Origin of the sequence: Streptomyces sp. NPDC052012 (assembly GCF_040689265.1) — a bacterium.
Taxonomy (GTDB): Bacteria; Actinomycetota; Actinomycetes; order Streptomycetales; family Streptomycetaceae; genus Streptomyces.
The window spans coordinates 34268-46425 of the sequence record NZ_JBFAXA010000030.1; the positions used below are offsets into that span (position 1 = coordinate 34268).

General features: G+C 73.1%; 16 protein-coding genes. 15 read left to right on the plus strand and 1 reads right to left on the minus strand.

From position 1 onward, the window contains the following. Position 1: 1 nt before the first annotated feature. The 15 genes from AB0412_RS31895 (at position 2) to AB0412_RS31965 (ending at position 11619) form a co-directional block, all read left to right on the plus strand. Positions 2 to 847 carry an alpha/beta fold hydrolase gene (locus AB0412_RS31895; protein WP_366406075.1) on the plus strand — a complete coding sequence of 282 codons (846 nt, stop codon included), beginning with the start codon at positions 2 to 4 and terminating at the stop codon, positions 845 to 847. Further along, positions 844 to 1815, plus strand: a complete 972-nt coding sequence (locus AB0412_RS31900) for a hypothetical protein (protein WP_366406076.1) — start codon at positions 844 to 846, stop codon at positions 1813 to 1815. Before AB0412_RS31895 ends, AB0412_RS31900 begins: the two co-directional genes overlap by 4 nt. Next, positions 1812 to 2171: a hypothetical protein gene (locus tag AB0412_RS31905; RefSeq protein WP_366406077.1), complete on the plus strand. Its 360-nt coding sequence runs from the start codon at positions 1812 to 1814 to the stop codon at positions 2169 to 2171. Before AB0412_RS31900 ends, AB0412_RS31905 begins: the two co-directional genes overlap by 4 nt. Beyond that, positions 2172 to 2579: a hypothetical protein gene (locus AB0412_RS31910; RefSeq protein WP_366406078.1), complete on the plus strand. Its 408-nt coding sequence runs from the start codon at positions 2172 to 2174 to the stop codon at positions 2577 to 2579. Next, on the plus strand, positions 2579 to 2980 hold the full coding sequence (locus AB0412_RS31915; RefSeq protein WP_366406079.1) for a hypothetical protein: 402 nt from the start codon (positions 2579 to 2581) through the stop codon (positions 2978 to 2980). The genes AB0412_RS31910 and AB0412_RS31915 overlap by 1 nt, the downstream gene beginning before the upstream one ends. Before the next feature lie 61 nt (positions 2981 to 3041). Beyond that, positions 3042 to 4151 carry a beta-ketoacyl synthase N-terminal-like domain-containing protein gene (locus tag AB0412_RS31920; protein WP_366406080.1) on the plus strand — a complete coding sequence of 370 codons (1110 nt, stop codon included), beginning with the start codon at positions 3042 to 3044 and terminating at the stop codon, positions 4149 to 4151. A 70-nt stretch (positions 4152 to 4221) separates the two neighbouring features. Further along, the gene (locus AB0412_RS31925) at positions 4222 to 4470 is read left to right on the plus strand and encodes an acyl carrier protein (RefSeq protein WP_366406081.1); all 249 of its coding nucleotides are present in this window, start codon (positions 4222 to 4224) and stop codon (positions 4468 to 4470) included. Further along, a complete protein-coding gene (locus AB0412_RS31930) occupies positions 4470 to 4871 on the plus strand; it encodes a hypothetical protein (RefSeq protein ID WP_366406082.1) in 402 nt (133 codons plus the stop codon). Before AB0412_RS31925 ends, AB0412_RS31930 begins: the two co-directional genes overlap by 1 nt. Next, on the plus strand, positions 4868 to 5347 hold the full coding sequence (locus tag AB0412_RS31935) for a beta-hydroxyacyl-ACP dehydratase (protein WP_366406083.1): 480 nt from the start codon (positions 4868 to 4870) through the stop codon (positions 5345 to 5347). The genes AB0412_RS31930 and AB0412_RS31935 overlap by 4 nt, the downstream gene beginning before the upstream one ends. Positions 5348 to 5369: 22 nt before the next feature. Continuing rightward, positions 5370 to 6116 carry a 3-oxoacyl-[acyl-carrier-protein] reductase gene (fabG, locus tag AB0412_RS31940; protein WP_366406084.1) on the plus strand — a complete coding sequence of 249 codons (747 nt, stop codon included), beginning with the start codon at positions 5370 to 5372 and terminating at the stop codon, positions 6114 to 6116. 41 nt (positions 6117 to 6157) lie between these two features. Next, on the plus strand, positions 6158 to 6778 hold the full coding sequence (locus AB0412_RS31945) for a DsbA family protein (RefSeq protein ID WP_366406085.1): 621 nt from the start codon (positions 6158 to 6160) through the stop codon (positions 6776 to 6778). 65 nt (positions 6779 to 6843) lie between these two features. Continuing rightward, a complete protein-coding gene (locus AB0412_RS31950; protein ID WP_366406086.1) occupies positions 6844 to 7059 on the plus strand; it encodes an MbtH family protein in 216 nt (71 codons plus the stop codon). Between the two features lie 121 nt (positions 7060 to 7180). Beyond that, positions 7181 to 7885 carry an alpha/beta fold hydrolase gene (locus AB0412_RS31955; protein WP_366406087.1) on the plus strand — a complete coding sequence of 235 codons (705 nt, stop codon included), beginning with the start codon at positions 7181 to 7183 and terminating at the stop codon, positions 7883 to 7885. Continuing rightward, complete coding sequence (locus AB0412_RS31960) at positions 7882 to 8787, plus strand: SDR family oxidoreductase (protein WP_366406088.1); 906 nt, start codon at positions 7882 to 7884, stop codon at positions 8785 to 8787. Before AB0412_RS31955 ends, AB0412_RS31960 begins: the two co-directional genes overlap by 4 nt. Before the next feature lie 99 nt (positions 8788 to 8886). Beyond that, a complete protein-coding gene (locus AB0412_RS31965; RefSeq protein WP_366406089.1) occupies positions 8887 to 11619 on the plus strand; it encodes an amino acid adenylation domain-containing protein in 2733 nt (910 codons plus the stop codon). On the opposite strand, the gene AB0412_RS31970 is transcribed toward AB0412_RS31965, so the two are convergent. Beyond that, positions 11616 to 12122 carry a hypothetical protein gene (locus tag AB0412_RS31970; protein WP_366406090.1) on the minus strand — a complete coding sequence of 169 codons (507 nt, stop codon included), beginning with the start codon at positions 12120 to 12122 and terminating at the stop codon, positions 11616 to 11618. The two genes, AB0412_RS31965 and AB0412_RS31970, sit on opposite strands and share 4 nt — an antisense overlap. Positions 12123 to 12158: the final 36 nt, after the last annotated feature.

Sequence of the window (12158 nt, forward strand, 5' to 3'; positions counted from 1 at the left end):
GGTGAACACACATATCGACCTGCGGCCCGTCGCCGTCGAACAACGCACCGACGGCCCCGGCCCCCGCGTCCTGCTGCTGCACGGACTGGCCGCCAACGACAGCGTCTGGGAGCGCGCCCTGCCGCTGCTGCCGGACGCCTGCCAGGTGTGGACCGCCCGGCTGCCCTGGCGCCCCGAGACCATCGCCGACTGGGGACACGAGCCCAACCTGCGCGGCCGGCTCGCCCAGGCCCTGGCGGCCGTCCCCGGCGGCGCCGAGGTGGTGGTCGCCCACTCCATGGCGGCCAACGTCCTGCTGGACCTGCTCGACCAGAAGCAGCGGGGCGGCGTCGACGCGCCGCGCCGCCTCGGCATCCGGGCCCTCGTCCTCGTCTCGCCCTTCTACCGGGCCGGCGCCGACGAGTTCGACTGGAACACCATCAGCTACTACCTCAACGACTTCCACCTGATCATGGAGGAGGGGATCCGCGTCCACTCGGGCGGCCGGCTCCCCGCCGACGTGCAGCGGGCCATGGGCACCCGGGTGCGCGACCGGGTCGGCCCCTACGGCTGGCTGCGGTTCTTCGAGCTGTACCTGCGCACCCCCGCCCTGGACACCGGCCGGATCACCGTGCCCGCCCTCGTCATCGGCGGCGAGACCGACTTCGCCGCCCGCGCCGAGGAGAGCGTGGCCCTCGCCCGGGCCCTGCCCGACGCCACGGCCCGCGTCCTGTCCTGCGGCCACTTCCCGATGCTCGAGGCGGCCGAGGAGTTCGCCGCCGAGGTGAGCAGCTTCGTCCACGCCACCCTGGGCCTCCCCCTCCAGCGGGGAGCCGCCCCTCACGACGCCCTGGAGCCCCAGCGATGACCCTCGTCACCGACACCGCCGTCAAGGCCCTGCTCGACACCGCCACCAGCACGCAGGTGCGCCCACGCTACGAGGGCTCCAACATCTGCACCTGGATCGGCTTCAAACACGTCAACTACCTGGTCGAGGAAGCCGTCCTGGACCACTTCCGGCAGGCCGGCCTGCCCGCCCGCGCCCTGTACGAGGAGCACGGCCTGGGCCTGGACCTGGTGTCGATCGACACCCGCATCCTGCACGCCTTCCACATGGACGACGTCGCCGAGGCGCAGGTCGCGCCCTGGACCAAGGACGACGACGGCACCCTCGGGTTCAAGGTCACCATCAGCTTCGAGCGCGACGGCGAGATCCACAAGGCCGTCACCTCCAAGGTCCGCGTCTCGCTGCGCACGGACACCTACCTGGAGGCGGCCGGCGAGGTGCCGGCGCAGCTCGCCCGGTTCGCCGTCGCCCGCCTCGGCGACGACCTCGAGCGCGAGCCGGGCACCGCCGCCCCGTCCGAGGAGGAGATCCTCGCCTCCCTGACCGCCGGGCAGAACGCCTACGCGTGGAAGTGGAACATCCCCTACCCCTACTGCCACTTCACCGAGCGCATCCAGATGTCCGGCTACCTCCGCCTGATGGAGGAGGGCAAGGACCGCTTCGTCGCCGACCGGGGCATCTCCATCAAGACCCTGCTGGACGACCGCCGCTGGATCCCCGTCGTCCCCCGCTCCGACATCCGCATCCTCGACGAGGCGCTGATGGAGGAGGACCTGTACACCGTCTACACGGTGGAGGAGGTCTTCAAGGACTTCACCTACACCTCCCGCATGGACTGGTACGTGCTGCGCGACGGCAAGCTGGTGAAGACCGCCACCGGACGCATCGTCCACGGCTACGCCCTGATCGAGAACCGCCGCGACTGGAAGCTGGTCACCTTCGACCAGCGCGTCCTGGACGCCCTGCACGGCAAGGCGCCGCAGGCGTGACCGAACAGGCGGTGAACGCGGCCGACTGGGAGAGCACCGCCCCGCGCCTGCTGCTCATCGAGAGCCAGGGGCGGGCCGCGGACACCGGCTTCCGGCGCGACGCGGTGACCCAGGTGATCACCGGGGAGTCCGCCCTGCTGTTCCTGGTCCAGGACGGGGTCGTGCTCGCGGTGCCGGGCAGCGACGCCGACCTGGACCGGTTCCAGAAGGAGGGCGGCGTCCTCGCGGCGGACAGCTTCTCGCTCGCCCAGCACGGACTGGACACCGCCGGCCTGCGGCCCGAGCTGCGCGTCGTCGGCATGGACGTGGTGGCGGGCTGGATCCTCGATCCGGCGGTCCGGGTGGTGTGGCATTAAGTGGCCAGGCAGATTCCGCACACCGACGTCCTGCTCACCCTCATGGGCGCGCCGCACGCCGGCGACCAGGTCACCAGTGCGCTGCGGCTCACCCAGGCCCTGCTGGAGCGCGGCGCCGCCGTCCAGGTGTGGACGTGCGGCTACGCCACACTGCTGACCCAGCGTGCGCAGGGCCCGGACAAGCCGCGCAACCTGGCGGACTGGAACCGGACCTACCCGTCCCTGCCGGGCCTGGCCGAGGACCTGCTCGGGGCCTTCCCGGACCGGCTGCACTGGTACGGCTGCCGCTTCTGCAGCGACGACCGCGGGGTCACGGAGCACCTGCCGCAGGTGGTGCTCCGGCCGCCCGCCGGATACGCCGCCAACGTCGCCGCCGCCGCCAAGACGCTGCTGATCGGAGTGATCTGATGGACGGTCGGACAGCGGGCGGGCAGCGGGTCCTCGCCATCGTGGAACGCGGCTACCGGGGCGCCCTGGACAAGCAGTTCTTCGACGAGCTCTACCTCGCCACCGAACTGCACCGCCAGCTCGGCGGACTGGACGTCCTGCTGCGCGGCACCGCCGTCACCTACGCCCTCGACGCACCCCCGCCCCCGCCGCTGCGGATCGGCGACCGCGTCGTCGACACGGTCACCGATCCGCGAGCGGGTCTGCGCACCCTCCTGGACGCGGACGTCGGCGTCTGGGTCGAGGAGCCGGCGCTCGCGGCGCTCGGCTCGCCCCGCCCGCCCCTCGCCGGCGTCCGGCTGGCCCGGGAGGACGAAGTGGCCGCGCGCTGGAAGGACTACCGGATGGTCTTCTTCCTCTGAGCCGCCCGCACCCTCCCACCCTCAAGCCTCATCCCCTGAACGGAAGGAACACGTGACGGTCATGACCACCCTCACCACGGGCACCGGCCACCCGGTGATCACCGCATGGTCGGCCGTGTCGCCGTACGGCATCGGCAGGGACGCGTACGCCGCGGGCCTGCGGGAGCGGCGCGGCACCGTCACCGAACTCGGTGCCGAGCACGGCACCACCCCCGACGGCGTCGGCTGCCTCGTGCCCTCCTTCGGCGTGCGCGAGGTGCTCGGCAAGAAGGGCACCCGCTCCATGGACCGCGTCACCGGGCTCGCCGTGACCGCGGCCGGCGCGCTGCTGGACGACGCCGAACGCAACCGGGCCGTCGGCACCGGCGAGGGCGCCGCGTTCGCCCTCGGCACCACCACCGGCAGCGCCCAGTCGATGATGGACTTCACCCGCGACTCGCTCACCGGCGAGCAGCCCTTCTTCGTCGACCCGGCACGCTTCCCCAACACCGTGATGAACTGCGCGGCCGGGCAGAGCGCCATCTGGTACCAGCTCAAGGGCCCCAACGCGACCATCGCCGGCGGGCGCACCGCCGGACTGCACGCCCTCAACTACGCGCGCCGGCTGCTCGCCTCCGGCCGGGCCCGCACCGTACTGTGCGGAGCCGCCGAGGAGTTCTCCCCGGCCCGCGCCTGGCTGGAGCACCACAGCGGCGACGGCACACCCGGGACCACCCCGCCGCTCGGCGAGGGCTGCGCGATGCTCCTGGTGGAACCGCACGCGCCCGACGACCCCGCCCAGCCCGTCCTCGCCGAGATCCTCGCCGTCGAACTCGGCGTCGTCCTCGACGGCGACCCCCGTCCCGCCCTCGTGACCTGTCTGCGTTCGGCGCTGCGCCGCACCGGCGTGGAGCCGGACCGGGTGGCCGCCGTCGCCCGCTCCGGCGCCCCCGGCCGGGAAGGCGCCGCAGAGGCCGACGCCGTGCGCGAGGTGCTCGGCGCTGCGGACCCCGCCGACCTCACGCCGACCGGCCTGATCGGCGACACCGGCGCCGCCGCGGCCGCCTTCCAGGCCGCCGCGCTCCTGTCGTACGCCGCGGACCGGCCCGGCGAGAGCGCCGGCCGGATCGGCCTGATCACCTCCGTGGACCGCACCGGCAGCGTCGGCTGCGCCCTGCTCGGCCTGCGCTGATCACCCCACCGGACGAGCCTTCGACCCGCCTTCGACCGCCTTCGACCGCCTTCGACCCCAAGGACCCACCATGCTGGACAAGGAAGAACTGCGCGCCCTCGTGGCCCAGGTGCTCGACGTCGACGTCGCCGAGGTGACCGACGACGCCCGCTTCGTCGACGACCTCGAGGTCGACTCCCTGATGGCCCTGGAGGTCGTCGTCATCCTGGAGAAGAAGTACGGCATCAAGCTGCCGGAGTCCGACCTCAAGCAGATCGTCACCCTGCAGAGCGCCTACGAGCTGCTCCTCGGCAAACTCCACACGGCACAGGTCGCCTGATGATCGCCGCCAGTCCGCTCGCCGGGCAGGTCGAAGTCCTGCCCGCGCCAGGGGAGTTCAGCACCTCGGCCCGCTTCACGGTGGACGCCGCCGAGACCGTGCTCCCCGGCCACTACCCGGGCTTCCCGATCTTCCCCGGCGTCTGTCTCGTGGAGTGCACCCACCAGAGCGCCCTGGCGACCGCGCCGGACGCGGCCAAGGGCGCCGCGCTGGCCGCCGTGGAGTCGACCCGGTTCACCGGGCCCGTCTTCCCCGGCGACCGGGTGGACATCGCCATGACCTGGAAGCAGACCCCGGCCGGCGACTGGCAGTGCCGCGCCCGGCTCAGCACCGGGCGCGGACCGGCCGCCAGTGTCCGGCTGCGCTACACCCGCCGGCCGGCCGGGGAGGCGGCGGCATGACGGGCCAGCGCGAGATCCGGGCCCGGCTGCCGCACCGCTTCCCGATGCTGCTGGTGGACCGCCTCGTCGACGTCGTACCCGGCGAGCGGCTCACCGCGCTGAAAGCGGTGACGTGCAACGAGCCCTGGTACGAGAAGCTCGGCCCGGACACCCCCGAGGAGGACTTCGCCTACCCGCCCACCCTGCTGGTGGAGTCCTGGTGCCAGTCCGCCGGGGTCCTCGCCACCTGGGACGACCCCAACCCGGACGTGCTCCGGGGCCAGGTGATGCTGTTCGGCGGCATGACCGGCGTCGCCTTCCACCGCCCCGTGCTGCCGGGGGAGGTCCTCGAACACCGGGTCCGGCTCGACCGCCGGGTCGACGACACCGTCCTGTTCGAGGGCGAGTGCCGCTCGGCCGGCGAACCGGTGATGACCGTGGAACGCATCGTCATGGCCTTCCGCCCCGCCTCCGCCCTGCGCCCCGACACCACCTGACATCCCATCAGGAGAGATATCCATGACTGACAGCACCCCACGGGTGGCGCTCGTCACCGGCGGGTCGCGCGGCATCGGCCGGGCCACCGTCCGGGCGCTCGCCCGCGACGGCTTCCACGTCGCCTTCTGCTACCGCTCGGACGACACCGCCGCCCGCACCCTGGAGAAGGAGGGCGACGACTTCGGCGTGACGATCACCGGCACCCGCGTGGACGTCGCCGACGCCGCCGCGGTGCGCGCCTGGATCAAGGCGACGGAGCAGGAGCTCGGCGCCCTCGACGCCGTCGTCACCGCCGCCGGCATCACCCGCGACAACCCGCTCGTCCTCATGGACGACGACCAGTGGCGGCAGGTCATCGACACCAACCTCGACGGCGTCTACCACGTGTGCCGCGCCGCGGTGTTCGGCATGATGAAGCGCCGCAGCGGAGCCGTGGTCAACATCTCCTCCGTCGCCGGGGTCTACGGCCACGCCACCCAGACCAACTACTCGGCGTCCAAGGCCGGGATCATCGGCTTCTCCCGCGCCCTGGCGAAGGAGACCGGCCGCGCCGGCATCCGCGTCAACGCGGTCGCCCCCGGCTTCATCGACACCGACATGGTCGCGGAGATGAACGACAAGGCCCGCAAGGAGGCCGTCGCCGCCATCCCGCTGCGCCGCATGGGCACCGCGGAGGAGGTCGCCGACCTGGTCGCCTACCTGGTCTCGGACCGGGCCGCGTACATCACCGGCGCCGTGCTCCAGATCGACGGCGGCATCACCATCTGACCCCCCGTTCCTTGTTTTCCGTACGACCGTTGGAGGCGGTGATGGCACGACGCGGACCGCGCTGGTACTTCTCCTTCCGCAGCCCGTACTCCTGGATGGCCTACCGGGACCTGCTGGAGCACTACCCGGACGTGGCCGACAGCATCGAGTGGCTGCCGTTCTGGGAGCCCGACCAGCCGGCCCTGGACGAACTCGAGCGCGGCAACGTCAGACTGCCGTACGTCCCGATGTCCAAGGAGAAGCACCTCTACATCCTCCAGGACGTGCGCCGGCTGGCCCGCGCCCGCGGCCTGGAGATGGTCTGGCCGGTGGACCCCGCACCGCGCTGGGAGGTCTCCCACCTCGCCTATCTCGCCGCCGAGGACGTCGGCGCCGGACGCGAGTTCATCGCCGCCGCCTACCGGGCCCGCTGGGAGCTCGGCGAGGACATCTCCGACCCGCTGACCATGGCCCGAATCGGCCGCGAGATCGGCGTCGACCCCGTCGTCCTGGAACGGGCCCACGAGGACCCGGCCGTCCGGGAGAAGGGCCTGAAGGCGCTGAACTCGCTGCACCGCGACGGGGTGTTCGGCGTGCCCTTCTTCATCGTCGGCTTCGACAAGTTCTGGGGCGTCGACCGGCTCCCCGCCTTCGCCGAGCACCTGAAGGCCCGGGCCGCGTGACCCGCGCGGACCGCTCACCGTACGCACCGCACCCACCGCACTCACCGCAAAGGACGGAACGAACGATGGCCACCAACCCCTTCGAGAACGACGACGCCCGCTACCTCGTACTGGTCAACGGCGAGAACCAGCACTCGCTGTGGCCCGCCTTCGCCGAGGTCCCGGCCGGCTGGACCGTGGTGCACGGCGAGACCGGACGGCAGGACGCCCTCGACTACATCAACGACCACTGGACCGACATGCGTCCCAAGTCCCTCGCCGACGCCATGGACGCCGCCTGACGACGCCGGGAGCGCGCAGGGGCGGTGGGGTGGCAGCTATCTGCAACGCCCATTGCCCCTGCCCCGCGCCGATGACAGCGTGACAGCCGGCTGCTCACGGAAAGCCGCTTCCCAGAAAGCGATGCCGCTGATGACCCACTCCCTGTTGTGCCTTCCCTTCGCGGGAGGCGGCGCCGGTTTCTACCGCGCCTGGAAAGACCTCCCCGGCCATGCGCCGCGCATCGTCCCGCTCCAGCTCCCGGGCCGCGAGGAACTGTTCGTCGAGGAGCCGCTGCGGGACGTCGCGGACGCCGCCGACCACCTGGCCCGCACCGCCGCCGAACAGGCCGGGGCCGGGCCGGTCGCACTGCTCGGCCACAGCCTCGGCGCCGTCCTCGCCTTCGAACTCGCCCGGCGCCTGGAACGCGACCCGGCCGTGACGCTGACCCATCTCTACGTCAGCGGCTCGCCCGGCCCCTGGACCGGCCGCGCCCACCGCGCCACCGGCCTCGCCGACGACGAGTTCCTCGCCCGTGTCCAGGAGTTCGCCGGGTACGAGCACGACGCGCTCGCCGACCCGGACATGCGGGAGCTGCTGCTGCCGGTGCTGCGCGCCGACGTCGAGATGCACGAGAACTACAAGCCCGACAGCGACGAGCCGCTGCGCACCCCGATCACCTCGCTGCGCGGCACGGACGACGCCCTGGTCAGCCGCGCCCAGGCGGAGGAGTGGCGGCAGGCCACCACCGCCTCCTTCCGGCTCACCGAACTGCCCGGCGGGCACATGTACCTCACCGAGTCCCCGCTGCCCCTGATCGACGCGATCAGCGCGGGGGCGCTCTCATGACCACGGCGCTCGGCCCGTCCACCGCCCACGCCCCGTCCACCGCCCACGCCCCGGCCGGCGCCCACGCCCCGGCCGGCGGCCGGCTGCACGGCCGGACCGCCGTGGTGACCGGCGCGGCCCGCGGCCTCGGCCGCTCCTGCGCCGTACGGTTCGCCGCCGAGGGCGCCGACCTGGTGCTCGTCGACGTCGCCGAGGACCTGCCCGGCGTGCCCTACCCGCTCGGCAGCGGCAGCCAGCTGGACCACACCGCCGAGCTGTGCCGGGCGCACGGCGCCGCCGTCGTCACCGCGACCGCCGACGTGCGCGACCCCGCGGCCGTCGACCGGGTCGCCCGGCTCGCGCTGGACCGCTTCGGCACGGTGGACGTGCTGCTCAACAACGCGGGCATCGCCGCCCCGTCCGGCAAGGCCGTGCACGAGATCGCCGAGGACGAGTGGGACCTGATGGTCGGTATCGACCTCACCGGCGCCTGGCGGATGACGAAGGCCCTCGTCCCCGCCATGATCGAGCAGCGCTCCGGCAGCGTCGTCAACGTGGCGTCCACCGCCGGGCTCGTCGGCTACCGGCACTTCGCCGGCTACGTCGCCGCCAAGCACGGACTGATCGGGCTGACCAAGGCCGCCGCCCTGGACTACGCGCCGTTCCGGGTGCGGGTCAACGCCCTGTGCCCCGGTTCCGTGCGCGACGACCCGCTGCACGAGGGCCGCATGCTCGCCGAGATCGCCCGCTCGCTGGATGTCGACGTCGACGAACACGAGGAGATCTTCGTGCAGTCGCAGCCGATGAACGCCCTCATCGAGCCGCAGGACATCGCCGGGGCGGCCCTCTGGCTGGCCGGCGACGACTCCCGCCAGGTCACCGGGACCACCCTCACCGTCGACGGCGGCTTCAGCGCCCGCTGAGCCCCTCGCTCGCCCGGCCCCCGCGCCCTTCCCTCCGTATATCCGCCCGTATACGCCCGTATCAGCCCGTATCCCGCCTCGTACCTCAGGAGTCCGACCATGTCCCGAAGTCAGGCCGCGTCGTGCCACAGCCTGGTGGTCCGGATGCCGGGCCCCGTCGATCCCGCCGCGCTGCGGCGGCGCCTGCGCGCCGGGGCGGCGGGAGTCCTGCCCGAGCCGGACGGGCTGCGGCTGTGGGAGGAGACCCTGCCCCGGGGAGCCGGTGACGACGCGGTCCGAGCCCGGGCCCGCAGGGAGGCCGTACGGCCGCTGCGGCGGGGCGGGCCGCCGCTGCGGGCCGTGCTGCTGCGCCCCGCCGACGGTGACCCTGACGTCGAAGCACGGCTGGTCCTGGTCGCCCGCCGTGACCTCGCCTTCGGCAGCCCGGACCCGCTGGTGCTCGCACACCGGCCGGCCGACGCGGGCACGCCCCGGCCGGCCGACGCCGGCCGGCCCTCACTGGAGTGGGGCCTCGGCGATCCCGCCGCGGCGGGCCGCGCCGGCGAGGTGACCGTGCCGCTGTGCGGGCCGGCGGTGACCGCCGACACGGCGGTGCTCCACGCCTCCGTCGCCCTGGTGCTCGCCCGCTACGGCGCCGGTGAACAGGTCGACGAGACGCGGACGGCCGTGGAGTTCACCGGCGAGTGGCGGCAGCGCACGGCCTCGGGCGGCGACACGCCCCGCCTGCTGTCCGGCATCGGCGTCCTCGTCGAGGACGGCATCCCCGGGCAGCGTCACCTGCCGTACCTCGCTCCCGTCCTGCCCGGACTGCTGCACGCCACCCGGCATCCCGACGGCACCGTCTCCGCCGTCCTGCACCACGACCACGGCGACCTGGCCCCGTACGTCGCCGAGCGGTTCGCCGCCCATGTCGCGTACGTCGCCGGTCAGCTGGCCGGCCGGCCCGAGGCCACGCTCGACACGGTGGAGCTGCTGACGCCCGAGGAGCGGGAGCACGTGCTGCGGCTCGGCGTCACCCCTCCCGCCGGGCCGCCCGAGGCCACCGCCCGCACCGTGGACGGGCTCTTCGCCGACGTGGCCCGCGAGCGGCCCGACGCGATCGCCCTCACCGCCGGGAACACCCGCCTCACCTACGCCGAACTCGACGCCCGTGCCGAGCGGACCGCCGCCGGGCTCAGGGCCCTCGGGGTCGCCCCCGGGTCCATGGTCGGTGTCGCCCTGGAGCGCGACGCCGACCTCGTGGTCACCCTCCTCGGCGTGCTCAAGGCGGGCTGCGCGTACGTGCCGATGGACCTGCGCCATCCGCCGGAGCGGCTGCGCTACACCGTGCACAACGCCGGGGCCGAGGTGGTCGTCGCCGTCGACGGCGTCCTTCCCGAGCCGGCCGGCGCCCGCCTGATCACCCCAGCCGCCCTGCGCGCCCTCGGCGCCGCCGAGCCGCCCGCGCCGCCCCGCCCCGAGGACCCCTCGGCGCCCGCCTACGTCATCTACACCTCCGGATCCACCGGCCGCCCCAAGGGAGTGGTCGTGCCGCACCGCAACGTCGCGGCCCTCCTCGACGCCACCCGCGAGGACTTCCGGCTCACCGGCGACGACGTGTGGACCCTGTTCCACTCCAGCGCCTTCGACTTCTCGGTGTGGGAGATCTGGGGCTGTCTGCTCACTGGGGGCCGCCTGGTCGTCGTCGACTACTGGACCACCCGGGACACCGAGCAGTTCCACGACCTGCTGTCCCGCGAGCGGGTCACCGTGCTCAACCAGACCCCGTCGGCCTTCGCCCAGCTCGTGGAGACGGACCGGCGCGCGGACACGGAGCTCGCCCTCCGGCTGGTGATCTTCGGGGGTGAGCCGCTCGACGTACGGATGCTCGCCCCCTGGTTCGCCCGGCACTCCCACACCGCCTGCCGGCTGGTGAACATGTTCGGCATCACCGAGACCACCGTCCACGTCACCGCCCACACGGTGACCCCGCACGACGTGCTCGCCGCGGGAAGGCGGGTCGGCCCGGCGCTGCCCGGCTGGACCCTGTCGGTGCGCGACCCGCACGGCCGGGTACTGCCGGTCGGCGCGGCCGGGGAGATCTGCGTCGGCGGGGCCGGCGTCGCCGACCGCTACCTGGGACAGCCCGGACTCACCGCCGAACGCTTCGTCACCGACCCCCACGGCGGCGGCCGCATCTACCGCAGCGGCGACCGGGGCCGGCTGCGCCCCGACGGCAGCCTCGACCACCTGGGCCGGCTGGACAGCCAGGTCAAGGTGCGCGGACACCGCATCGAACTGGACGAGATCCGCAACGTGCTGCTCAGCCACCCCGAGGTCACCGGCGCCGCCACGGTCCTCGGCCACGACGTGCCCGGCGACCCGGCCACCGCCCGCATCGACGCGTACGTGACCCTGCGCGGCCCGGCCGGCACCGCCGACCTGCTCGCCCACGCCCGCGGCATGCTGCCCTCCTACATGGTCCCCGCGACCGTCACCGAGCTGGACGCCCTGCCGCTCACCATCAACGGCAAGGTGGACACGGCCGCACTGCCCGCCCCCGGCACCCCCGCACCGTCCGCGCCCGCCGCCGGTGTCCCGGTGACCGCCGGATCCGCCGGCGAGGACGACGACCCGCTGGCCGCGCAGATCCTGAAGCTCTGGGGCCACGCCCTGAACGCGGACGTCACCGCCCAGGACAACTTCTTCGAACTCGGCGGCAATTCCCTGCTGGTCATCCGGGTGCTCCGCGAAATGCGGGAACAGGGCCTGCCGAAGGTGACCACCCAGGACTTCTATCGCAACTCGACGGCAGGCCGGTTCATCGAACTCGTCAGGAACGCCCGGAGTTAATTCTTCGCACGTTCCGGCCGGATGTCGACCCGGCGCTTGACGGCGGACAGCAAGGCGATCCTGATGATTCCGCTCGGGAACCTGATCAGCCTCCAGTACCGCCCGAAACTGCGCCGGGTCCGCTCGTCGGTGGCCAGAATCCTGGTCTCCGTCGACAGAATTCCCCCGGCGTACCGCATATTGAACACGACCTTCGTGCAGCCGGGCTCCGCGTAGTCGCGCAGCGCCTCGTGCATCGGCTGCTCGGGTCGCACCGGGCCGGCCTGCGACCCGATGCCGCCGTACAGCAACTCGTCGTCCGCCAGGGCCAGTACGGTGTCCCCGCCCATCGCGAAGTCGTCCAGCACCCGGCCGTCGGGCCGCAGCTTGTTCCGGGTGAACGCGAGGAGGAAACGGGCCACCGGGGCCTCTCGCCAGGTGATCTCCCGGGCGGCGCGCAGCACCTCCTCGCGCGGCGCCGACACCGCCACCCAATGCCGTTCACGGAAATGCCATTGAGGCATGTGACGGTCTATCAAAGTGCCTGCGGATTCCGTGTC